Source organism: Lentzea jiangxiensis (assembly GCF_900104175.1).
GTDB classification, from domain to species: Bacteria; Actinomycetota; Actinomycetes; order Mycobacteriales; family Pseudonocardiaceae; genus Lentzea; species Lentzea jiangxiensis.
On record NZ_FNIX01000004.1, the window covers coordinates 229,989 to 251,100 of the forward strand.

At 71.0% G+C, this 21,112-nt stretch carries 21 protein-coding genes and 2 riboswitches; of the genes, 9 read left to right on the plus strand and 12 right to left on the minus strand.

Going from position 1 to position 21,112, the window contains the following annotated elements:
- Window positions 1-29: 29 nt before the first annotated feature.
- On the minus strand, window positions 30-1,685 hold the full coding sequence (locus BLQ91_RS15085) for a LamG domain-containing protein (protein WP_176959762.1): 1,656 nt from the start codon (window positions 1,683-1,685) through the stop codon (window positions 30-32).
- A 183-nt stretch (window positions 1,686-1,868) separates the two neighbouring features.
- Between BLQ91_RS15085 and BLQ91_RS15090 the strand changes: the two genes are divergently transcribed.
- On the plus strand, window positions 1,869-4,022 hold the full coding sequence (locus tag BLQ91_RS15090) for an AAA family ATPase (protein ID WP_090097456.1): 2,154 nt from the start codon (window positions 1,869-1,871) through the stop codon (window positions 4,020-4,022).
- Window positions 4,023-4,190: 168 nt separating this feature from the next.
- Here the strand turns inward: BLQ91_RS15090 and BLQ91_RS15095 are convergent, their stop codons facing one another.
- Window positions 4,191-4,826, minus strand: a complete 636-nt coding sequence (locus BLQ91_RS15095; protein ID WP_090097457.1) for a LytR C-terminal domain-containing protein — start codon at window positions 4,824-4,826, stop codon at window positions 4,191-4,193.
- Window positions 4,826-5,104, minus strand: coding sequence for a DUF3263 domain-containing protein (locus BLQ91_RS15100; RefSeq protein WP_090097752.1), 279 nt, complete (start codon window positions 5,102-5,104; stop codon window positions 4,826-4,828). The genes BLQ91_RS15095 and BLQ91_RS15100 overlap by 1 nt, the downstream gene beginning before the upstream one ends.
- 108 nt (window positions 5,105-5,212) lie before the next feature.
- On the opposite strand from BLQ91_RS15100, the gene BLQ91_RS15105 reads away from it, so the two are divergent.
- Window positions 5,213-5,791 (plus strand): peptide deformylase, encoded by a 579-nt coding sequence (locus BLQ91_RS15105; protein ID WP_090097458.1) that lies wholly within the window; start codon window positions 5,213-5,215, stop codon window positions 5,789-5,791.
- Here BLQ91_RS15105 and BLQ91_RS15110 read toward each other — a convergent pair.
- Entirely contained in the window at window positions 5,788-6,732 is a 945-nt protein-coding gene (locus tag BLQ91_RS15110; RefSeq protein ID WP_218130279.1) for an aldo/keto reductase, read from the minus strand. The two genes, BLQ91_RS15105 and BLQ91_RS15110, sit on opposite strands and share 4 nt — an antisense overlap.
- Window positions 6,733-6,803: 71 nt before the next feature.
- On the opposite strand from BLQ91_RS15110, the gene BLQ91_RS15115 reads away from it, so the two are divergent.
- The 3 genes from BLQ91_RS15115 to thiD all read left to right on the plus strand — a co-directional run bounded on the left by BLQ91_RS15115 (window position 6,804) and on the right by thiD (window position 10,699).
- Window positions 6,804-7,406, plus strand: a complete 603-nt coding sequence (locus BLQ91_RS15115; RefSeq protein WP_090097460.1) for a LysE family translocator — start codon at window positions 6,804-6,806, stop codon at window positions 7,404-7,406.
- Window positions 7,407-8,117: 711 nt separating this feature from the next.
- Window positions 8,118-8,242, plus strand: a riboswitch (TPP riboswitch).
- Window positions 8,232-9,887, plus strand: a complete 1,656-nt coding sequence (thiC, locus tag BLQ91_RS15120) for a phosphomethylpyrimidine synthase ThiC (RefSeq protein WP_090097461.1) — start codon at window positions 8,232-8,234, stop codon at window positions 9,885-9,887. (Overlaps the previous riboswitch by 11 nt.)
- The gene (gene thiD / locus BLQ91_RS15125; RefSeq protein WP_090097462.1) at window positions 9,884-10,699 is read left to right on the plus strand and encodes a bifunctional hydroxymethylpyrimidine kinase/phosphomethylpyrimidine kinase; all 816 of its coding nucleotides are present in this window, start codon (window positions 9,884-9,886) and stop codon (window positions 10,697-10,699) included. Before thiC ends, thiD begins: the two co-directional genes overlap by 4 nt.
- On the opposite strand, the gene BLQ91_RS15130 is transcribed toward thiD, so the two are convergent.
- From BLQ91_RS15130 to BLQ91_RS15150, 5 genes are all read right to left on the minus strand, one after another.
- Window positions 10,642-10,896: a hypothetical protein gene (locus tag BLQ91_RS15130; protein ID WP_090097463.1), complete on the minus strand. Its 255-nt coding sequence runs from the start codon at window positions 10,894-10,896 to the stop codon at window positions 10,642-10,644. The two genes, thiD and BLQ91_RS15130, sit on opposite strands and share 58 nt — an antisense overlap.
- Window positions 10,897-10,924: 28 nt before the next feature.
- Window positions 10,925-11,368 (minus strand): MarR family winged helix-turn-helix transcriptional regulator, encoded by a 444-nt coding sequence (locus BLQ91_RS15135; protein ID WP_245733435.1) that lies wholly within the window; start codon window positions 11,366-11,368, stop codon window positions 10,925-10,927.
- A gap of 37 nt (window positions 11,369-11,405) precedes the next feature.
- Window positions 11,406-12,200 (minus strand): thiazole synthase, encoded by a 795-nt coding sequence (gene thiG, locus BLQ91_RS15140; protein ID WP_090097464.1) that lies wholly within the window; start codon window positions 12,198-12,200, stop codon window positions 11,406-11,408.
- Window position 12,201: 1 nt separating this feature from the next.
- Window positions 12,202-12,402 carry a sulfur carrier protein ThiS gene (gene thiS / locus BLQ91_RS15145; protein ID WP_090097465.1) on the minus strand — a complete coding sequence of 67 codons (201 nt, stop codon included), beginning with the start codon at window positions 12,400-12,402 and terminating at the stop codon, window positions 12,202-12,204.
- Complete coding sequence (locus tag BLQ91_RS15150; RefSeq protein WP_090097466.1) at window positions 12,399-13,355, minus strand: FAD-dependent oxidoreductase; 957 nt, start codon at window positions 13,353-13,355, stop codon at window positions 12,399-12,401. Before BLQ91_RS15150 ends, thiS begins: the two co-directional genes overlap by 4 nt.
- A riboswitch (TPP riboswitch) is annotated at window positions 13,350-13,461 on the minus strand. Its footprint overlaps the gene before it by 6 nt.
- 26 nt (window positions 13,462-13,487) lie before the next feature.
- Between BLQ91_RS15150 and thiE the strand changes: the two genes are divergently transcribed.
- A complete protein-coding gene (thiE, locus tag BLQ91_RS15155; RefSeq protein WP_090097467.1) occupies window positions 13,488-14,126 on the plus strand; it encodes a thiamine phosphate synthase in 639 nt (212 codons plus the stop codon).
- A gap of 31 nt (window positions 14,127-14,157) precedes the next feature.
- A complete protein-coding gene (locus BLQ91_RS15160) occupies window positions 14,158-14,919 on the plus strand; it encodes a dioxygenase family protein (protein WP_090097468.1) in 762 nt (253 codons plus the stop codon).
- A gap of 171 nt (window positions 14,920-15,090) precedes the next feature.
- Here the strand turns inward: BLQ91_RS15160 and BLQ91_RS15165 are convergent, their stop codons facing one another.
- The gene (locus BLQ91_RS15165; RefSeq protein ID WP_342670642.1) at window positions 15,091-16,077 is read right to left on the minus strand and encodes a S1 family peptidase; all 987 of its coding nucleotides are present in this window, start codon (window positions 16,075-16,077) and stop codon (window positions 15,091-15,093) included.
- An 880-nt stretch (window positions 16,078-16,957) separates the two neighbouring features.
- Here BLQ91_RS15165 and BLQ91_RS15170 point away from each other — a divergent pair.
- Entirely contained in the window at window positions 16,958-17,887 is a 930-nt protein-coding gene (locus BLQ91_RS15170) for a threonine ammonia-lyase (protein ID WP_090097470.1), read from the plus strand.
- Complete coding sequence (locus BLQ91_RS15175) at window positions 17,884-18,789, plus strand: threonine ammonia-lyase (protein ID WP_090097471.1); 906 nt, start codon at window positions 17,884-17,886, stop codon at window positions 18,787-18,789. Before BLQ91_RS15170 ends, BLQ91_RS15175 begins: the two co-directional genes overlap by 4 nt.
- On the opposite strand, the gene BLQ91_RS15180 is transcribed toward BLQ91_RS15175, so the two are convergent.
- Window positions 18,763-20,223, minus strand: a complete 1,461-nt coding sequence (locus BLQ91_RS15180; protein WP_281199480.1) for an MFS transporter — start codon at window positions 20,221-20,223, stop codon at window positions 18,763-18,765. The two genes, BLQ91_RS15175 and BLQ91_RS15180, sit on opposite strands and share 27 nt — an antisense overlap.
- Window positions 20,220-20,975, minus strand: a complete 756-nt coding sequence (locus BLQ91_RS15185; protein WP_090097755.1) for a GntR family transcriptional regulator — start codon at window positions 20,973-20,975, stop codon at window positions 20,220-20,222. The genes BLQ91_RS15180 and BLQ91_RS15185 overlap by 4 nt, the downstream gene beginning before the upstream one ends.
- Between the last annotated feature and the right edge of the window lie 137 nt (window positions 20,976-21,112).

A 21,112-nucleotide genomic window follows, 5' to 3' on the forward strand; every position in this document is an offset into this window, starting at 1 on the left:
TGTCCGGCCCGTTCGCTCTTCCACGTGGATCAGGTGCGGACGGCCTGCGCCAGGATCTGCTCCTGCGAGAGCACTCCGGTGTAGACGCGCACGTCGTCGATCCCGCCCTTCCAGAACGAGCCGGCGGCGGTGCCCGGCGAGAGCCTCCCGAACTCCAGCACCGCGCCGGTCTGCGCGGAGCCGCCCGAGGTGAACGGGACCTTCGTGACGTACACGCCGCTGAAGTAGAGCCGGACCTCGGCATTGGCCTTGTCGTGCACGGCCGTCAGGTAGGTCCACTCCTGCAGGTCTACGCCGTACCTGGTCTCGACGGTGGTGCCGCCGACCACGAACTCCCAGGTCTTCGAGGTTCCGCCGTACCTCAGGTCGAGCAGCGAGGTGCCGTTGTGCACCAGGCTCACGACCGTGCGGTCCCCGTCCTCGTGCGTGGCGGTGTCCAGCCGGGCCCACGCGGAGATCGAGAAGGAGCGGTCCGTGCGGATCCCCGGTGCCGAGCCGGAGACGTAGGCCTCGCCGTCCTGCTCCTGCCCTGCCTCGTCCGGTCCGTTGAACCTCAACGACGTGTCGTCGCGGTCGAGCTCCCAGCCGGTCTTGCCGCTCAGTGGCGCGAACGCGCCGGTGACCTCGTCCCGGGTGCCGCCACCGGTGCCTTCGTTGAACCGGTGGTGGGCGCGGAGGCCGACCTGCCCGGCCAGCTTCTTGACCTCGGCCTCGTTCACCGTGCGCGCGTAGACCTTGACCTCGTCGACCGCGCCGGGCGCACCGCCGACCTCCACGCCGTTGTACCGGTGCCGTCCCACCAGCAGCTGCGACGCCTGCCAGCCCTCCACCCCGGTGACCTGGCCCTGCCCGACGCCGTCGACGTAGAGGCTGAGGATCTTGGTCGTGACCTCGTAGGTGCCGGCCAGGTGCGTCCAGACGCCGGTCTCCGCCGGGGCCTGCGAGTGGGCCACCCGCACCGCGGTCCTGTCCGCGGTCGTCATCCCGAACGCCCAGCGCCCCACCGCGGCGTCGAAGTAGAGGCCGGCGCTGAACGCGGTGCCGTCCGCGGTGGCGACCACGGCGCGGTCGGCGCTGCCGTCGTCCACCTTCACCCACGCCGACAGGCTGAAGTTCTTCGACGTGTCGGCCAGGACCGGACCGCTGAGGTGGTCCTGCGGGTCACCCAGCGCGGCACCCCTGCCGGAGTAGCCGACCGAGGCCAGGTCCGGATTTCCGTGGGACGTCAAGGCGTTGGCGCCGTTGGAGTCCGTCAGCGTGCCGTCCAACCCCCAGTGCGCCGCGGGGTGCCCGCCCGCGAGCACGTAGAACTCGTACGACGGGACCTGGGAGTAGCCCTCCGGTGTCACCGCGCTGACGAAGATCTGGTGCTGACCCGAGACGCGCGGCGTCCACTGGATCGTCGCCTTGCCGTCGGCGTCGGCGAGGACCTCCTTGTCGAGGAAGCCCGCGTCGTTGGTGAACGAGTAGACGTACTTCAGCACGTCGTAGTCCGCGTCCAGCTCGAACGTGCCCGCCACCCCGACACCACCACCCGGCTGCGACGGCCGGTACTGCTGGGAATGCACCCGGGGCGCGGGCGCGGGTTCGGCCGCGTGCGCGACAGGTGCCGTGAGACTGACCGAGACGGCCAGTGCGAGAGCGAACGCGGCCATGCGAAAGCCGCGCGCCGGTTGGTGGCGCATGAGCGGTGATCCCCCAGGTCTTGTCACGACCGGGCCCCCAGCCCGGATCATGACAACCGTAGCGTTCCGGGCTGTCCGGTGAGGGACTCCGTTCAGGGCAACTACGGGCCGCCGCGGACGCTCGTTCCCGGCTGCTCGTTCTCCAGGGAACGCGGGAGTCGGGGAGGAACTAGAGTCGTCTTCGTGATCACGCTGACGGCTCGCCTGTCCCCGTCCGCACTGGACACCCGGCGCGGTGTCGTCCGCCTCCACCCCGAGGTGCTCGACGCGCTGGGCCTGCGCGCCTGGGACGCGGTGAAGCTGACCGGTGCGCGGGTGAGCGCCGCGCTGGCCGCCTCCGGTGAGCAGCCGCCCGGCGTGGTCCTGGTCGACGACGTCACGCTCACGAACCTCGGCGTGGTCGAGGGTTCCGAGATCGTCGTCGCGCCGGTGCAGGTGGCGCCGGCCCGTTCGATCACCGTCGCGGGTTCGCGCCTCGCGACCACCGCGCTGACGCCGGAGCACGTGCGCCTGGCGTTGACGGGCAAGGTCATCACCGTCGGCGACAACGTCTCGCTGCTCCCCCAGGACCTCGCGCCGCCGCCCGGCACCAACGTCTCCGAGACGCGCCGCAAGCTGTCCAACGCCATCGGTATGACGTGGACCAACGAGCTCATCACCATCACCTCGACCGACCCGGCGGGCCCGGTGGCCGTGCAGCCGTCGAGCGTCGTCGGCTGGCGCTCGGCCTCGGCCCCCGCCGCCGAGGTGACGCCGGTGGTCGTGCAGGAGAAGCACGAGGCGCTCCCCGTCGCCGACCTGGTGGGCCAGCGCGACCAGGCCCGCCGGCTGACCGAGTGGCTGGAGCTGATGTTCCGCCAGCCCGAGCTCCTCACGAAGCTGGGCGCCTCCGCCCGCCTCGCCGCGATGCTCAGCGGTCCCGAAGGCGTCGGCAAGGCGACGCTGGTCCGCGCGGTGGCCCGGTCCGTGGACGCCACGGTCGTCGAACTCGCCTGCCCGAGCATCGCCGTCCTGGAACCGGGCGCCGTGGCGAAGCAGCTCGGCGACGCGATCGCGGGCGTCCCCGAACAGCCCACGGTCCTGCTCCTGACCGACATCGACGCCCTGCTGCCCACCGCACCCCCACCGGTCGCGACCGTCGTCCTCGACATCCTGCGCACGGCGATCTCCCGCCCGAACCTCGCCCTGGTCGTCACCTCGGCCCGCGCGGAGTCGGTCGACGCCCGCCTGCGGGCCCCGGACCTGGTGGACCGCGAACTGGCGCTGCCCCTCCCGGACGCCGCGGGCCGGACCGAGCTGCTGAGGGCCCTGCTCCGCGACGTCCCCCTGGAGTCCGATGTGGACTTCAGCGAGGTCGCCGCCCGCACCCCGGGCTTCGTGGCGGCGGACCTCTGCGCCCTGCGCCGCGAGGCAGCCGTCCGGGCGGCGCTGCGCCAACGCGAGGTGGCGGAACCGCGCGTGGGCCAGGAAGACCTGCTGGGCGCCCTGAACACGGTCCGCCCGATCTCGATGTCCGCCTCGGACACCGTCCACACCGGAGGCTTGAGCCTCGAGGACGTGGGCGACATGGTCGAGGTCAAGCAGGCCCTCACCGAAGCGGCCCTCTGGCCGCTGCGCTACCCGGACTCCTTCGCCCGCCTGGGGGTCGACCCCCCGCGAGGCGTCCTGCTCTACGGCCCACCGGGATGCGGCAAGACGTTCCTGGTCCGCGCCCTGGCAGGCTCGGGCCAGCTCAACGTCCTGACCGTCAAGGGCGCGGAACTGATGGACAAGTTCGTCGGCGAGTCGGAACGGGCGGTCCGCGAACTCTTCCGCCGGGCAGCCGACGCCGCCCCCGCCCTCATCTTCCTGGACGAGGTGGACGCCCTGGCCCCACGCCGGGGCCAGTCGTCGGACGCGGGCGTGGCCGACAGGGTGGTAGCCGCCCTCCTGACCGAGCTGGACGGCGTGGAACCCCTGCGGGACGTGGTCGTGATCGCCGCGACGAACCGCCCGGAACTGATCGACCCGGCCCTGCTCCGCCCAGGCCGCCTGGAACGCCTCGTCTACGTCCCACCACCGGACGCGGACGCGAGGACGGAAATCCTGAAGGCCGCCTCCCGCAACACCCCGCTGGCAGCGGACGTGGACCTCCACACCCTCGCGACCGAACTGGAGATGTACTCGGCAGCGGACTGCGCGGCCCTGGTCCGCGAGGCAGCGCTGACCGCTATGCGCGAATCCCTGGACGCGGCCGAGGTGACCCGGACCCACCTGGCCAAGGCCCGCGGGGTGGTGCGCCCGTCACTGGACCCGATGCAACTGGCGGCGCTGGCGATGTACGCGACAGGCCGCTGAGAGAACAGCAGGCACGCGAAGCCGAGAGCGAGGGCGAGCCCTCGCTCTCGCTTTTGGCTTTCAGGCGGCCCCGCCGGATTGCCGGGGGTCTGGGGGCAGAGCCCCCAGGGGGAAGCACGCAACGCAACAGGCCGCATGCAACCCGACCACCGACGGGCCGGAAAACCGTCACTTGTTCTTGGAAGCACCCTGGAAATCATTGGTGACGATCAGGATGATCCCCGCGGCAGCGGACTGGATCCCGTCGAACCGGGGCTCCACCCGAGCCCGCAGCAACCCGGCCAGCTCCCGGGCGGAAGCCTCTTCGTCGGTCCCGGGCCGGAAGTACACGGTCGTGGTCGGAATGGTCCCGGACGAGTAGTTGCCGGTCTCGGCGACGGTCCACCCGTTGGCCCGGACCTCGTCGGAGGCCTTCGAAGCCAGCCCGGTCACGGTCGAGTTGTTGTAGACCCGGACCGGCACCTTCGCCACGCCGGTCTGGGTGACCGGAGGCGGCGGCACCGCGGAGGTCGCGGGTGACGACGACGTCGCGGCCGGAGGAGCCGACGACGGTGTCGAGGCCGGCGCGGAGGACGCGGAGTTGGACGCGGATGTGGACGCGGGCGGCTGCTCGGAGGCGGTCGAACCGCTGGAGGTCGCCGCAGGCGGCGCGGACGTGGTCCCCTCGGCGGCCGGAGGCGCGTCGGAGTCACCGGCGAAGAGGCTGATGACACCGATCACCAACGCCACGGCGGCGACGCCGAGCAGGGCGAAGCCGGCGGCCTTGGCCGGACGGGACGGGCTTGCGGACTCGGGGGAGGTCATCAGTCCTCGGTGCTCCTGGCGCGTGCGCGAACCCTCTGACGGCCTGTCCGCACGCCGCGCAACCGCTTCACCAGCATCGGGTCGGCCGCCAGGGCGGCTTCTTTCTCAACGAGGTCGTTGAGCAGCTGGTAGTACCTGGTCGCGGACATGTCGAACAGTTCCCTGATGGCCTGTTCCTTGGACCCCGAGTACTTCCACCACTGGCTCTCGAACGCGAGCATCGTGCGTTCGCGGCTGGTCAGCCCGTCAGCGGAGGTGAGCGTCTCGGCGTGATCCATCTGGCTCCCCACGGTCGCCACACCATCTCAGGTGCGGGCAATTCAATCACGTGATCGTTCCAACCTACCGCGCGACACCGACAGTTTTGGACGGCATAAAGTTCAGCCATGGCCGTCCACCGCATCCGCATCGCCGGCGACCCCGTGCTCCACAACCCGACGCGCGAGGTCACCGAGTTCGACACCGAGCTGAAAACCCTCGTCGACGACATGTTCGAGACGATGGCGGCGGCTCGCGGAGTGGGGCTCGCGGCCAACCAGATCGGGGTCGACCTGCGGGTCTTCGTCTACGACTGCCCGGACGACGAGGGCGTGCAGCACCGCGGTGTGATCTGCAACCCCGTGCTCGAGACCGACGGGGTCCCGGAGACCATGCCGGACCCGGACGACGACTTCGAGGGCTGCCTGAGCGTCCCCGGCGAGGCGTACCCGACCGGACGCGCCCGATGGGCGAAGGTGACCGGCGTGGGCCTCGACGGGCAGCCGTTCGAGGCCGAGGGCACCGGCTTCTTCGCCCGCTGCCTGCAGCACGAGACGGACCACCTGAACGGCTACCTCTACACCGACCGCCTCGTCGGCCGGTACAAGAAGGAGGCCAAGCGGATGCTGCGCGACAACGAGTGGGGTGTGCCGGGCCTCTCGTGGGACCCGGCAGACCCCGCGAACTTCGACGACGACGAGGACTAGGACCGGGGCCGGAGCACCGACTCCACCTGCTCCAGCTCGTCCGCCGTCAACGCGCCGAACGCCAGCGCGCCCGCGTTCTCCTCGACCTGCTCCACGGTCCGCACGCCCGGGATCGGGACCAGCCGGGGAGAACGTGCCCAGAACCACGCCAGCGCGCCCTGCACCAGCGTCCTCCCGCCCGAGGTCAGCACGTCGCGCACGGCCTCCCGCGCCCGGAAGTACTCCGGTGACGGCTTCCCGTCGACGAAGAACCGCAGCCAGGCCGGGTTCGTGACGCGCACGTCGTCCTCGGGCAGCGCGGTGAACGTCTCCCGTGCCAGCAGCCCCATCGCGAGCGGGCGACGGCACAGCACCGCGAAGTCGCCCGCGTACATCTCCGGGTTGTCGAACAGCACGTTGATGTCCGCCTGCGCGGCGATGCCGTGCTCGCCCTCGCAGAAGAACCGCGCGCGCTCCGGGTCGTCGGTGCTCCAGCCGTACGCCCGGATCTTGCCCGCGGCGACCAGCGCCTCGCACTCGTCCCTCAGCAGCGCGGCGTCCTCCAGCGCCAGTTCGCCGACGTGCAGCTGGTACAGGTCGATCCGGTCGGTGCCCAGCCGCCGCAACGACCCCTCGACGGCGCGGCGCAGGTACTCGACGGACCCCTCGTCGCCGGTCATCCGGCGCGTCGCGGCGTCGAAGCCGCAGCCCCACTTCGTGGCGATCAGCACCTGGTCACGCCTGTCCGCAAACGCTTGCCCCACGAGCGTCTCCGCGTGCCCGCAGCCGTAGACGTCCGCCGTGTCGAACAGCGTCACGCCGAGCTCCACCGCGCGCCGCAGCGCCTTCACCGACTGGCCGTCGTCGGACGGTCCCCAGCCGACCTGGGCGCCGTCCGGGCCGAGGAACGGCCCACCCATCGCCCACGTGCCGAATCCCAGCTTCCCCAGTTCCAAGGTCATGGGGACACCGAACATCCTGGAGCGCGCTCCAGGTCAAGAAAGAAGTTGCGGCCACCGGCGACCATCGGGGCATGTCCCTCGACGACATCGTCGCCTTCGTCGCGGCCTCGTTCCTCATCGCACTGTCGCCCGGACCCGGCACGGCCGTGCTCCTGCGACAGTCGGTGCACGGGCGAAAAGCGGCGCTGGCGACGGTGTTCGGCATGGAGGCCGGCGTCGCCTGCTGGGCCGTCGCCGCGGCGCTGGGCGTGTCCGTGCTGCTCACGGCGTCCGAGATCGCCTACCACGGGCTCCGCATCGCCGGCGCGGTCTTCCTGGTCCACCTGGGCGTGAAGGCCCTGGTCAGCAGGAGCCTGCCGGACGCCGAGCCGCCGCCCGCGAGCCGCGCGTTCCGCAGCGGCCTGGTCGTGAACCTCGCCAACCCGAAGCTCGGCGTGTTCGCGATCTCGTTCCTACCGCAGTTCGTGCCTGCCGGGGAGGCCGGCCAGGGGGTTCTGCTCGCCCTCGCCGTCGGGTGGGTCCTGATCGACACCGTCTGGTACCTGGTCGTCGTGGCGGTCCTGCACACCGTCCGCGGCTGGCTGGGCAGGCCCCGCGTCCGTCCCGCGCTCGAGAAGCTGTCGGGCTGCGTGCTGCTGGCGCTCGGAGTCCGGCTGGTACTCGACCCTCGTTGAGATCGGGTCACCGCCCCGCCGCCAGAAGAGCTCGGGCAGCCCGGCCAGCTCGGCGAAGGTGTGGCAGGCGGCCATCGACGCGTAGCCGCCGGCCAGCACGTGCGCGCGGATCCGGTCCAGCCGCCCGAACTCGACCACCTCACCGGCGATCAGGAACGGCAGCACCAGCTGCCAGGCCTGCACCACGGCCGGACGGCGCCGGTGAGGTGCGCGCAGGGCCGCCCGAGCCACGCGCAGGAGGTGCTCGTTCGCGCTCATCGTGCTCGGGTGGGCCGTGTGGTCCCAGCTCCAGCGGCGTTCCTCGGTGACCGCGCACCGCACGCACTCGACCGGCCCGGTGCCCAGCTCGGCACCGCAGCGCGAGCACGCGAGCAGCGTCATCGCCCAGTCCACGCACGTCCAGGGGTGCTGACCGACGTCAGCCGAGGTCACCAGCTCGGCGAGCTCGCGGTCCGCGAGCTGCGACGACATCCGCAGCGCCTCCCAGTCGGCGAGCCAGAACTGGTCGAGCAGCTCCGCGCAAAAACCGCAGTCGGGATAGCCGCGACCGGCGAGCTCACCGCAGGAAGGGCATGCCGAGACGACGGCGGGGCGCTGACCGCGACGCGCGCCGGGCGGGAACGGCTGATGATCCGCCACGCGAGAAGATTAGGGGCAAACCACGCCCTTGGCAGCTGCGGCGCGCTCTGACTATGGTCGGTTCTCGACAACTCAACACAACGCGGGAGCTCGCGCCTGAGCGGGCTGAGAGGGTGACTGGCCGTAGTGCCGGTGTCACCGACCGCCTGAACCTGACCGGGTAATGCCGGCGTAGGGAGGAATGTCGTGACGGCACTTGACGACCGTTCGGTCAAGCCCAGTGTGACCACCGGCCCGATCTCGGGCTCGCGCAAGGTGTACCGCGAGGTGTCCCCGGACATCCGCGTGCCCTGCCGCAGGGTGGAGCTGACCAACGGCGAGCATGTCGATCTCTACGACACTTCCGGTCCGTATACCGACGACAACGCGACGATCGACGTCCACAGTGGACTTCCCGACCTGAGGTCGGGGTGGGTCGCCGCACGGGAACCGATCAACGGAGCTGTCAGCCAGCTCGCGTACGCGAAGGCCGGGATCATCACCCCGGAGATGCGCTACGTCGCGGCACGGGAGAACCTCGACGCGGAGTTCGTGCGCGACGAGGTCGCCATCGGACGTGCGGTGATCCCGTTGAACCGCAAGCACCCCGAGGCCGAGCCGATGATCATCGGCAAGAAGTTCCTCGTGAAGATCAACGCCAACATCGGCAACTCCGCGGTGTCGTCGTCGATCGAGGACGAGGTCGAGAAGATGGTGTGGGCGACCCGCTGGGGCGCCGACACGATCATGGACCTGTCCACCGGCAAGCGGATCCACGAGACGCGCGAGTGGATCCTGCGCAACTCCCCCGTCCCGGTCGGCACCGTGCCGATCTACCAGGCGCTGGAGAAGGTCAACGGCGATCCGGCCTCGCTGACCTGGGAGATCTACCGCGACACGGTGATCGAGCAGTGCGAGCAGGGCGTCGACTACATGACCGTGCACGCGGGCGTGCTGCTGCGATACGTGCCGCTGACGGCCAAGCGCGTCACGGGCATCGTCTCGCGCGGCGGGTCGATCATGGCCGCGTGGTGCCTCGCGCACCACAAGGAGAGCTTCCTCTACACGCACTTCGAGGAGCTGTGCGACATCCTGCGCGCCTACGACGTGACGTTCTCGCTGGGTGACGGGCTGCGGCCCGGCTCCATCGCGGACGCGAACGACGAGGCGCAGTTCGCGGAGCTGCGGACGCTGGGCGAGCTCACGCACATCGCGCGCGCCAAGGACGTCCAGGTGATGATCGAGGGCCCCGGCCACGTGCCGATGCACAAGATCGCCGAGAACGTCCGGCTGGAGGAGGAGTGGTGCGGCGAGGCGCCGTTCTACACCCTCGGGCCGCTGGCCACGGACATCGCGCCGGCGTACGACCACATCACGTCCGCGATCGGTGCGGCGCAGATCGGCTGGCTGGGCACCGCGATGCTCTGCTACGTCACGCCGAAGGAGCACCTCGGCCTGCCCAACCGCGACGACGTGAAGACCGGCGTGATCACGTACAAGATCGCCGCGCACTCCGCCGACCTCGCCAAGGGCCACCCCGGAGCCCAGGACTGGGACGACGCGCTGTCGAAGGCGCGCTTCGAGTTCCGCTGGGAGGACCAGTTCAACCTGTCGCTCGACCCGGACACCGCGCGCTCGTTCCACGACGAGACGCTCCCCGCGGAACCGGCGAAGACGGCGCACTTCTGCTCGATGTGCGGGCCGAAGTTCTGCTCCATGAAGATCACGCAGGACGTGCGGCGCTACGCCGAGGAACGCGGACTGTCCACTGTGGAGGCAATCGAGGCGGGCATGGCGGAGAAGTCCGGCGAGTTCTCCGACACGGGCAACAAGGTCTACCTGCCGGTCGTGGAGACCTCGTGACCGACGCACCTCCGAGGGTGCTCACCATCGCCGGAAGCGATTCCGGCGGTGGTGCGGGCATCCAGGCCGACCTCCGCACGCTCTTCGCGTGCGGGGTGCACGGCTGCGTCGCGCTCACGGCCGTGACGGTCCAGAACTCGCTGGGCGTCACGGGGGTCTCCGAAATCCCGGCCGACGTCGTGGCGGCGCAGGTCATCTCGGTCGCCGAGGACATCGGCGTGCAGGCCGCGAAGACCGGCATGCTCGCGTCGGCGGCGATCATCGAAGCCGTCGCCCCGGCCCTGGACCGCGTCGGCATCGGCTCGGGCAAGACCCCGTTCGTCGTCGACCCGGTCTCGGCGTCCATGCACGGCAACCAGCTGCTGGCCGACAACGCCCTGGACGCGTTGCGCGGCCTGCTGTTCCCGCGCGCGACGCTCGTGACGCCGAACCTCGACGAGGTGCGGCTGATCACCGGAATCGCGGTGGAGGACCGCGAGGACCAGCGCGTGGCGGCCAAGGCGTTGCACGCCCTGGGCCCGGAGTGGGTGCTCGTGAAGGGCGGCCACATGTGGGACGACCCGGAGTGCCTCGACCTGCTCTACGACGGCAGCGAGTTCATCGAGCTGCCCGGTCCGCGCTACGACACCGAGAACACGCACGGCAGCGGCGACACGCTCGCGTCGTCGATCAGTGCCGCGCTCGCCCACGGCGCCTCGGTGCCGGAGGCGGTGCGCTTCGGCAAGGACTTCATCATGAGGTCCGTCGAGACCGCCTACCCGCTGGGTGCCGGTGTCGGCCCGGTGTCCCCGTTCTGGAAGCTCGACAGGTAGCGGGCGTACATCGCCCTCGGGTCGGTGGTCCCGGGGTCGAGCAGCCAGACCGACAACGCGCCTTCCAGGAACGCGACCAGCTCCACCGCGGCCGCTTCGCCGAGCACTCGGGCGAAGCGGCCGCGCAGCAAGCGGTTGCGAGCTCGGAACCGGTGCGTGATCTCGTCGTCGCGCGCCAGGTGCGCGGCCTGCGGCACGGTGTGCAGCGTCGCCAGTCCGGCGGTGCTACTTCGGCTCTTCGCCGACCAGGGTCTCCAGCGCGTCCAGGGCGTTCACCAGAGCGGCGACGTGCTGCGGCGTGAGCTGCTCGATCCGGCGCTGCAGTTCGCGCACCCGCGCGGACCGCACGCCGGACACCATCGTCTCGCCCTCGGGCGTGGGGGTGGCGAGCCACGCGCGGCCGTCCTGCGGATCGGGTTCGCGCTTGACGTACCCGGCCTCGACCAGCGCGGCGACGATGCGGGACAGCGTCGGGGGCGCCACGCCCTCCTTGTTCGCCAGGTCGCCGAGGCGCATGGGGCCGCACCGGGCGAGCGTGGCCAGCGCGGAGACCGCACCGGGGCCGAGTCCGGGGGAACCGGTGCGTCGCAGCAACCGGGCCAGCCGGCCGATCGCCAGGTACAGACGCGCGGTCGCGTCCTCGACCTCGGCGTCAATGGGGGCCGTCACGGCTTGTCGTCCTCCTCGGCGGGAATTCAGGTAGTGCTCAATCTTCCCCCAACACGTGAGTACCCACGGTAGCGACTCGGAGACCCGGCGAAGACGCTTGGGCCCAAAAGCGCCGCGGAATCCTTCCGGCCAGCCGTGCCAGACGCCCGCCCTCGACCGCACAACGCATGGCAGCGCCCATGCGTTCCGGGTCCTGAGCACGGGTGACGGCCGTCGCCAGCAGCACCGCCGCGCAGCCGAGCTCCATCGCGAGCGCCGCGTCGGACGCCGTGCCGATGCCCGCGTCGAGGACGACCGGAACGCCGGCGCGCGAGGTGATCAGCTCGATGTTGTGCGGGTTGCGGATGCCGAGACCCGTTCCGATGGGCGAGCCCAGCGGCATGACCGCGGCGCAGCCGACGTCCTCCAGCTTGCGCGCCAGCACCGGGTCGTCGTTGGTGTACGGCAGGACGACGAAGCCGTCGGCCACCAGCCGCTCGGCGGCGTCCAGCAGCTCGACCGGGTCCGGCAGCAGGGTCTCCTCGTCGTGGACGACCTCGAGCTTGACCCAGTTCGTCTCCAGCGCCTCCCGCGCGAGCTGCGCGGTCAGCACGGCCTCCGCGGACGTGCGGCAGCCCGCGGTGTTGGGCAGCACCTCGATCCCCAGGCGCCGCAACAGCTCGAGCACACCGGTCCGGCTGGCCGCGTCGACCCGGCGCATCGCCACGGTCGTCAGCTCGGTGCCGGACGCGACGAGCGCCCGTTCCAGCACCGAGAGGTTCGCGGCACCGCCGGTGCCGGTGATGAGCCTCGACCGGAACTCCCGGCCCGCGATGATCAGCGGATCGTCCACGTCAGCCTCCCTGGACCGCGGTCAGCACCTCGACCACGCCGCCGTCCGGCACGATCGTGGAGCCCCACAACGCCTTCGGCACCACGGCGCCGTCGAGCGCCACGGCCACACCCTTCTCGGGCGCCCCCACCAACGCCACGACCGCGGCCACCGACGTGCCGTCGGCCAAGTCGCGGGAGGTCCCGTTCACCTGTGCCTTCACGAACTTCCTCCCTGCAGGAGCTGAACCACGAGCCGAGCGGTGTGCGGAGCGAGCAGCAGTCCGTTGCGGTGGTGGCCCGTCGCGGCGATGACACCGGGTTCGAGCCAGCGCACGACCGGCACGTTGTCCGGGCTGCCCGCGCGAAATCCCACGGCGGCTTCGGTGAGCGCGTACTCGGCGATGCCCGGCAGCACGGTTTCCGCGTCCCGCAACAGGTCCCGCACGCCCGCGACGGACACGTCGGTGTCGAACCCGGCCTCGTACTGGGTCGCGCCGACGACCAGCCCGTCGTCGCGCGGCACCAGGTACACCGGCCGGCCGGAGACGAGCGCGCGGATGGTGTGCCGAGGGGGCGGCAACGCGCCGGGACGGTGCGTGAGCCGCAGGATCTCGCCCTTGACCGGCCGGATCACGCCCTCGAGCGCGGGGTGCAGCCCGCCGCTCCACGCCCCGGCGGCGATCACCGAGACGCGTCCCTCCACATCGGACACGACACCGGCGTCGAGGCACGCCTCGCGCAGCGCGGAGAGCAGCAGGCGGTTGTCGACGGCGAGGTCGCCGGACGCGAACACGCCACCGCGCACCGCCGGTCCCAGCGAGGGTTCGAGAGCGCGGACCTCCCGCGAGGTCAGCAACTGCCCCGCGGGCCGCAGGTCGGCGAGGTCACCCGGTTGCGTGCCGACCGCCAGCGTCCCGGCGGTGAACAGCGGGACACCGATCGACGAGGCGAACCCCGGCCACATCGCGAGGGCCTCGACCCCCTGCGCCACCACGGCTTCCTCACCCGGCCACGCCTCCGTGAGAGGCGCCAGCATGCCGCCCGCGACCCGGGAACCGGCGTGCGGCGAACCGAGGTCGGACACGGAGGCGGAGAACCCGGCCCGTGCCGCGGCGAGGGCCACGGACAGACCGATGACACCGCCACCCCGGACGGCCACTTCCACACTGCTCAAGGCATTCACGCTCCCTGCGCCGGCATGACCCGGATCAGGTTCGACGGTCGGAGCGAACCACGCTCCCTCTCAGCCCGGTGTTCTCCAGGCTCCCGTGCGGACCGACTTCAACATAACGGTTAACGTGCGTGCGTGCCAGGACTCGACGGAAACCTGATCAGGCAACGACTCGCCGACGCGACGCTCTACCTCTGCACACCGGACCGGCCGGACCTGGCCGAGTTCGCGGACGCGGTCCTCGCGGGCGGCGTCGACATCATCCAGCTGCGGGACAAGTCACTGGAGGCCAAGCAGGAGATCGAGGCGATCGAGGTCCTGGCCGAGGCCACCGAGCGCCACGGGAAGCTGCTCGCGGTCAACGACCGCGCGGACATCGCGCACGCCGTCGACGCCGACGTGCTGCACCTGGGCCAGGACGACCTGCCCGTCCCGCTCGCCCGCCGGATCATCGGCGACGAGGTGGTGATCGGCCGCTCGACGCACGACGTCGAGCAGATGACCGCGGCCGCCGCGGAGTCCGGCGTGGACTACTTCTGCACCGGACCGTGCTGGCCGACCCCCACCAAGCCGGGCCGTCCGGCGCCGGGGCTCGACCTCGTCCGCGCCACGAGGACCGACCGCCCGTGGTTCGCGATCGGCGGCATCGACCTCGCCAACCTCGCCGAGGTGAAGGCCGCGGGTGCCACCAGGGTCGTCGTCGTCCGGGCCATCACCGACGCCGAGGACCCGCGCAAGGCGGCCGAGTCGTTCAAATTCGAACTTGATCGTTGAAATTTGAACAAAATGGCGTACGCTCGAGGACGTGAGCGCACCAGTGCTGTACCTGAGCCACGGGGCACCCCCGCTGGCCGATGACGAGACGTGGACCGGAGAGCTCCGTGCCTGGTCCGCCACCCTGCCGCGCCCGGAGGCCGTGCTCATGGTCTCCGCGCACTGGGAGGAGGCGCCGACGACCATCGGCGCGACCACGACCGTGCCGCTGGTGTACGACTTCTGGGGCTTCCCCCAGCGCTACTACGAGGTGACCTACGAGGCGCCGGGCGCGCCGGAGCTCGCCGAGGACGTCCGCAAGCTGCTCGGCGGCCACGTCGAGCAGGACGAGGAACGCGGTCTCGACCACGGGGCCTACGTGCCGTTGAAGGAGATGTTCCCGGACGCCGACGTGCCGGTGCTGCAGATGTCGATGCCCACGCTCGACCCGCGCGAGCTGCACGAGATCGGTCGCAGGCTCGCGCCGCTGCGGGACCGGAACGTCCTGATCGTCGGCAGCGGCTTCATGACGCACAACCTCAGCTGCGTGAACTTCCCGGCCGGACCGGACTACGAGCCGCCGTCGTGGTCGAAGGAGTTCGACGACTGGGCGCACCGGCAGCTCGCGAACGGCGACGTGGACGCGTTGCTCGACTTCCAGGTGAAGGCACCCGCCGCCGGGATCGCGCACCCGCGGACCGAGCACTTCGCACCGCTCTTCGTGGCGCTTGGTGCGGCGAGCGACGAGAAGGCGCGCACCAGCGTCGAGGGCTTCTGGTACGGCCTGTCGAAGCGGTCGGTGCAGTTCAGCTAGCCGCACCCTCCAGGAACAGGGTGGCGGGCCTTCGCGCGATGGCGGGCGTCCCGCCGCGGACGCCCCCACTGCCATCAGCACGAGCACCACGTCGTCGACGGCGAGATCGTGCTGGTCTGGAAACGCGAAAGCGCCGCGACACCGAGGTGTCGCGGCGCTCCGCACCGAGTTCTAGCCCAGCGTGAGGGTCAGGCCCCAGCGCGACAGGATCGGGTTGACCGGCTGGAAGTAGGTCGTGCCGCCGGACGAGCAGTTGCCCGAACCACCGGACGTCACGCCCTGGGCCTGGCCGAAGCCCGAGCCCGCCACCCACGAACCACCGGAGTCACCCGGCTCCGCGCAGGCGTTGGTGCGGGTCAGGCCGCGCACGGTGCCCTGCGGGTAGTTCACGGTCTGGTTGTAGGCCTGGACGGTGCCGCAGCGCCATCCGGTCGTCGAACCCGAACGGCAGATCTGCGAGCCGATCGCCGCCACGGTGGAGCCGCGGACGATCACGTTCGTGCCGTTGTAGCGGTTGACCCACGGGCGCGGGGTCCAGTTCGCGTTGGTGCGGACCCAGGCCATGTCGCTGCCGGGGAACACCGAGCCGGCGAACGAGCCGGCCGCGACGCGGTTGTAGCCGGAGACGGAGGTGCCCGTCGTGCCGCAGTGGCCCGCGGTCACGAAGCCGCCGGTCACGGAGAAGCCGAGCGAGCAACGGCCACCGCTGCCCATGTAGATGGCGTCACCACCACGCAGGTCGTAGAGCGTCGTGGGGCTCTCGGCGACCTCCTCGACCTTGACGGTCGAGCCGATGGACCTCGCGGTGGCGATGAAGCTCTCCGCCGCGGCGTCGCGGGTGTTCTTGTTGACCTCGACCACGACGGAGTTCGACTTCTCGTCGACGCGCCAGCTCGTGATCGACTTGGGGGCGTTCATGACGTCGAGGACCGACTTGGTCCCGTTGAGCTGGGTGAGCGAGTTCTTCACCACCGCGGTGTCCGCGCCGGTCACGGAGAGTCCCGGCTTGGTGACCGCGACGGTCAGTCTGCCGCTCGCCTGGTCGATCCACGCTCCGCCGAACGCGTCGCCGAGAGACGCCTTGGCGGCCTCCGCGATTTCGCTCGACTTCTGGTCAGAGGCCAACCGGACGCGGGCCTGGTCAGCGTTCAGGCCCAAATCACGTTCGACCGCTTGGAGCAATTCGGCCGGGTAGCTCTCCGTATCGGAGCCGGTTGGGGTGACTGGTGCGGCAGGGGCGCCAAACGCCGGTACGCTGAGAGCAGTCACGACTCCGGTGGCGAGCAACACGGCACCGGTAACACGGGCCGCACGCGTGCGGTTCATCAAGCGTCTCCCTCACTTTCGGGTGCAGGGGAACCCGAGAGATCGGTTGCAGGGACCTCTCTCGGGGGCTCTAGGGGGACGGGTGGTGGGGCGGCGGCAGGGGTCGCCCCACCCCTCCCATCCCTCATCGCTTCTCGAACCCGGTGTAGCAGCCGGGTCCTCCACGGCAGGCGCCGGGCTCAAGCGGACGTGCCACGAGCCTCATTGCGCCCTCCTCCCGGTCTCTTTTGGACCGAATCCTTCGCCCGTTCGAGTGAAGTTGCGGATCTCTTGGCTATGACGCCCCGCCTCGAACGTGAACGAAGTGTGTCACAGCTCACGACAGATCAACTGCGGTGCGTAGCCGTTGACAGTTAACTATCGCTCAACGTAGTGACGTGATCACCGAATGGGGTTAGTGGCGAACGACGGCGTCGTCGCGCTCCCAGCGGCTGACCGGACGCGCCGGGAGGCGCCGTCACGGCGCGGGTGCTCGTGGACGGTCCACGGTGTCGACCGTGGACGGTGTGCCGGTGGCGAACTGGACGCCCGTGACGACGAGGACGGTCGCCACGAAGACGAGCAGAACGCGACGGCTGTTGCCTGCCAACGCTTTTCGCGTTCCCCCGACCGACGGCAGAACACGGCGCCCACAGTGCTTCCCGGCCAGGACGCACGTAGGACGTTGGGCACAGTTCACCGGTTGTGGCCTGACGACGTGCATCATCGACCCATGCGCCTGGTGACTCTCGAAGACGTTCGGACGGCCGCCGCAGCGATCGCCCGGCACGTCGTCCACACGCCGTTGCTGCCGTTCGACTCCGGTTTGTGGATCAAGCCCGAGTGCCTGCAGCCGATCGGCGCCTTCAAGCAACGCGGCGCGGTGAACGCCTTGTCCCGCATACCTTCCGAGAACCGGGCGCGCGGTGTCGTGGCGTACTCGAGCGGTAACCACGCGCAAGCGGTCGCCTACGCCGCCAAGACCCTCGGCATGCCGGCCGCGATCGTCGTGCCGGAGAACACGCCGCAGCTCAAGATCGACGCGACGCGCGCGCACGGCGCCGAGGTCTTCATCGTCGGCATCACCGAACGCGAGTCGCGTGCCGCCGAGCTCGTCGAGGAGCGCGGGGCCACGCTGATCCCGCCGTTCGACCACCCGGACGTGATCGCCGGCCAGGGCACCGTCGGCCTGGAGATCGTCAACGATCTTCCCGACGTGGCAACGATCCTGGTGCCCGTGAGCGGTGGCGGGCTGATCGCCGGCGTCGCGACCGCGGTCAAGGCGCTGCGCCCGGACGTCCGCGTGATCGGCGTCGAGCCCGAGCTGGCCGGTGACGCCTCCGCCTCGTTCGCCGCGGGAGAGCGCGTGCACTGGGACGCGCACGACCGCGCCCGCACCATCGCGGACGGCCTGCGCGCCGAGCCCTCGGAGCTCACCTGGGCCCACATCAGCGAGTACGTCGACGACTTCATCACCGTCTCTGAGGACGAGATCCGCGACGCCGTGAACCAGATCGCCCGCCGCACGCGGGTCGTGTCCGAGCCGAGCGGCGCCGTGCCCGTGGCCGCGTACCTGAACCGGAAGCTGCCCGCCGGTCCGGCCGTCGCGGTGGTGTCCGGCGGCAACATCGAACCCCGGCTGCTCGCCTCGATCCTCGGATGATCGCGCTCCCGGACGTCCTCTCGGCGGCGGCGGTGATCGCACCGCACGTGGTGCGCACACCGCTGCTGCCGTTCGGCCCTGGATGGATCAAGCCGGAGAACCTGCAGCCGGTCGGCGCCTTCAAGCTGCGGGGCGCGCTGAACGCGTTGGCGCGCCTGGAAAACCGCGCGAACGGCGTGGTCGCGTACTCCAGCGGCAACCACGCCCAGGCCGTGGCGTTCGCGGCCCGGCTGCACGGCGTCCCGGCCGCGATCGTGATGCCGGACAACACCCCGGCGGTCAAGGTCGAGGCCACGAAGGCGCTGGGGGCCGAGGTCTTCATCGTCGGCATCACCGAACGCGTCGAGCGCGCCGAGGCCCTGGTCGCCGAACGCGGTGCGGCGCTGATCCCGCCGTTCGACCACCCCGACGTCATCGCCGGTCAGGGCACCATCGGTCTGGAGGTCCTCGAGGACCTGCCGGACGTCGACGCCGTCGTGGTGCCGATGTCCGGCGGCGGGCTGATCTCCGGCGTGGCGACGGCGGTCAAGGCGCTGCGCCCGGACGTCCGCGTGATCGGCGCGGAACCCGCCCTGGCCGCCGACATCGCCGAGTCGCTCGTCACGGGCGAGCTGGTGCGCTGGGACCCGTTGCGGCGCGCCCGGACGGTCGCCGACGCCCTCAGGGACGAGCCGTCGGCGCTCACCTGGGCCCACATCAGCAGGTACGTGGACGACGTGGTCACGGTGTCGGAGGACGAGATCATGGCGTCCGTGGCGGACCTGGCGCGGCGGGCGCGGCTGGTCGCCGAGCCGAGCGGTGCGGTCGCCGTGGCCGCGCAGGCCAAGCTCGGTGGCGGTGTCGCCGTCGTGTCCGGCGGCAACGTGGACCCGGAGCTACTGGCGCGCCTTCTCGCCGCCTGACCGGATGTGCGTCGGAGGGCCCTCCACCCCGCAGTGCAGGCACTCGCCGGGGTGCGGGGCCTCGTGCTGCTCCGGCGCCGCGTCCAGCACCCGGTTGTCGACGCCGATGGCCAGCACGCCGCCGATGATCGCGGCCACCGCGCACAGCACGAGCGCCATCTCCCAGCCGGCGGTCATGACCTCGGGGTTCGCGTAGTCCTCGCCCACCAGGCCGACCGCCGCGGGCAGCACGGCCATCGCGAGGAGGCTGCCGGTGCGCGCGACGGCGTTGTTCACGCCGGACGCGACGCCCGCGTGGTGATCGGGTGCCGAGGCCAGCACGGTCGCCGTCACCGGGGCGACCACGACCGCGAGCCCGATGCCGAACACCAGCACGCCGGGCAGCACGCCGAAGACGTACGAGGCGCCCGGAACGGCGTTGCGCAGCAGCAGCATGCCCAGGCCGACCAGCACCGGGCCGACGACGAGCTGCAACCGCGGGCCGTGGCGCTGCGCGAGGCGGCCGGACGTCGAGGACGCCAGCAGCATGATGACCGTGATCGGCACGCTGGCGAGCCCGGAGGCCGTCGGCGAGTACCCGAGCGAGATCTGCAGCTGGAGCACCAGCAACACCATCACGCCGCCGAGAGCCGCGTAGACGAGGAACGTGAGGACGTTCGAGACCAGGAACGTCCGGTTCCGGAAGAGCTCGGGCGGCACCAGCGGATTCGCGGACCTCTTCTGGACCACCCCGAACGCGATCATCGCGACCACCCCGGGAACCGCGAGGACGTACGACTGCTCGACGAGCCCGCCCGTCAGCAGAGCCAGTCCCACCGCTCCGACCAGCGCGGACACGTAGCCGGGGTGCCCGGCGGAGTCGTCCTTGGACTCCGGCACGAACCGCAGCGCGAGGAACACGCACAGCGCGGCGACCGGGAGGTTCACCAGGAACGCGAGGCGCCACGACCACGCCTGCACCAGCAGGCCGCCGACCAGCGGCCCGATCGCCGTGGCGACGCCGGAAAGCCCGGACCACGCGCCGATGGCCCGTGACCGGTCCTCCCGGTTGAACGACGACTGCAGGATCGCCAGCGCCCCCGGCGTGAGCAACGCGGCGCCGACGCCCTGCAGCACGCGCGCGGCCACGAGCACCGGCACGTTCCACGCGGCACCGCACAGCAGCGAGGCGACGCCGAACCACACCACGCCGACCACGTAGACCCGGCGCCGGCCGAACCGGTCGCCGAGCGACCCGGCGACCAGGATCAGCGAGGCCAGCGCCAACAGGTACCCGTTCAGGATCCACTGCAGGTCGGTGACCGACGCGGAGAGCTCCGCGCCGATCCTGGGCAGCGCCACGTTGACGATCGTGCCGTCGAGCATGGCCATGCCCGAGCCGAGGATCGTCGTCGTCAGCACCCAGCGGGCACGCGGCGTGCCCCAGGCGATCAAGACGGCCGGTTCAGCGTAGCGACGAACTTGTAGCGGTCACCGCGGTAGACCGAACGCACCCACTCGATCGGGTTGCCCTCGGTGTCGAACGAGTGCCGCGACAGCAGCAGCATGGGCAGGCCGATGTCGGCGCCGAGCAGCTCCGCCTCCTCCGGCGAGGCCAGCGCGGTCTCGATCGTCTCCTCGGCGTGGCCCATCTCGACGCCGAACCGCTCGGACAGCACCTGGTACAGCGAGGCGCCGGGCGCCAGGTACCGGCGCAGCCCGCGGAAGCGGCCGAGCGCGAGGTGGGTCGTCTCGATGGCCATCGGCTCGTTGTCGGCGAGCCGCAGGCGGTGCAGGCGCAGCACCTTGGCACCGGGACGCACGCCGAGCAGCCGCGCCAGCTCCGCCTCGGCGGGCATCTCGGAGGCCTCGATGAGCTGGGACGACGGCACGCGGCCCTGGGCGCGCATGTCCTCTGTGTACGAAGACAGCTGCAACCTCTGGGCGACCTTCGGTTCGGCCGCGAAGGTGCCCTTGCCCTGCACGCGGAGCAGTCGCCCTTCGACCGTCAACTCGGCGAGCGCCTGGCGAACGGTCGTCCTGGAGACGTCGAACTCCGCGGCCAGCGACCGTTCCGTGGGGATCGGCGAACCGGGCGGCAGCGCCCTCAACAGGTCGAGCAGGTGCCGCTTGAGACCCCAGTACTTGGGTTCGCGTTGCGCACGCGTCCTGGCGTCCACGCCTGATGCAGGCGTCGTCTCCAGCATGGCCTCCTCCTCGCACTCCATGTCACGCATCCACAAGGATGCCTTGTCCGTGCCGATTCGTGCGTCCGAACCCCCGACATCTCCCGCGAAATTGGTCGGAGGACTTCGCAACGTCTTGGCAACGCGCTTGACAGACG

Coding starts and splice junctions, on each gene's coding strand:
- BLQ91_RS15085 (WP_176959762.1), bottom strand. CDS start 1,685: ATGCGCCACCAACCGGCGCGCGGCTTTCGCATGGCCGCGTTCGCTCTC.
- BLQ91_RS15095 (WP_090097457.1), bottom strand. CDS start 4,826: ATGACCTCCCCCGAGTCCGCAAGCCCGTCCCGTCCGGCCAAGGCCGCC.
- BLQ91_RS15100 (WP_090097752.1), bottom strand. CDS start 5,104: ATGGATCACGCCGAGACGCTCACCTCCGCTGACGGGCTGACCAGCCGC.
- BLQ91_RS15105 (WP_090097458.1), top strand. CDS start 5,213: ATGGCCGTCCACCGCATCCGCATCGCCGGCGACCCCGTGCTCCACAAC.
- BLQ91_RS15110 (WP_218130279.1), bottom strand. CDS start 6,732: ATGACCTTGGAACTGGGGAAGCTGGGATTCGGCACGTGGGCGATGGGT.
- BLQ91_RS15115 (WP_090097460.1), top strand. CDS start 6,804: ATGTCCCTCGACGACATCGTCGCCTTCGTCGCGGCCTCGTTCCTCATC.
- BLQ91_RS15170 (WP_090097470.1), top strand. CDS start 16,958: ATGCGCCTGGTGACTCTCGAAGACGTTCGGACGGCCGCCGCAGCGATC.
- BLQ91_RS15175 (WP_090097471.1), top strand. CDS start 17,884: ATGATCGCGCTCCCGGACGTCCTCTCGGCGGCGGCGGTGATCGCACCG.
- BLQ91_RS15185 (WP_090097755.1), bottom strand. CDS start 20,975: ATGCTGGAGACGACGCCTGCATCAGGCGTGGACGCCAGGACGCGTGCG.